This is a genomic window from Tamlana crocina (assembly GCF_012037625.1).
Genome location: NZ_JAAVJS010000237.1, coordinates 1 through 450 on the forward strand (window position 1 = coordinate 1; position 450 = coordinate 450).

Here is a 450-nt window from a genome sequence, read left to right on the forward strand (position 1 = left end):
GCATAAAGGCAACTCCATTTGTAGCAATAATGGGAATGTCTTTTTGGATCACTCCATAGATGACCCACAGTGCCAGCCCGGTAATGAGCACGAAATACATACCCGGTGAAACATCATCCACCTCTTTAGTTTTCCAGGCTTTCCATATCTGAGGTATCACGGCTGCCGTTGTAAAGACTCCGGCAGTGAGCCCCAATATTTCTGTCCAGCCCAGCATTTAAGCTCCTACTACTTCGCCGCCATTCACATGGATCACCTGCCCTGTGATATAGCTACCGTCTTTACTTGCCAGGAATACATAAGCAGGTGCGACTTCACTGGGCTGCCCCGGCCGTCCCAAAGGCACCTTTTTCCCGAATTCGCTTACATGTTCCTCATCAAAGGTGGCCGGGATAAGCGGAGTCCAAATGGGCCCCGGAGCCACCCCGTTCACCCGAATATTTTTTTCCG

General features: G+C 50.7%; 2 protein-coding genes. Both read right to left on the reverse strand.

Going from position 1 to position 450, the window contains the following annotated elements; genetic code table 11:
- The coding region (locus HC176_RS16485; RefSeq protein ID WP_245234936.1) for a SemiSWEET family sugar transporter at positions 1-217 on the reverse strand (217 nt) is incomplete at its 3' end.
- Positions 218-450, reverse strand: a 233-nt coding sequence (locus HC176_RS16490) for an SDR family oxidoreductase (RefSeq protein WP_167920089.1), incomplete at its 5' end; no start/stop codon positions are given.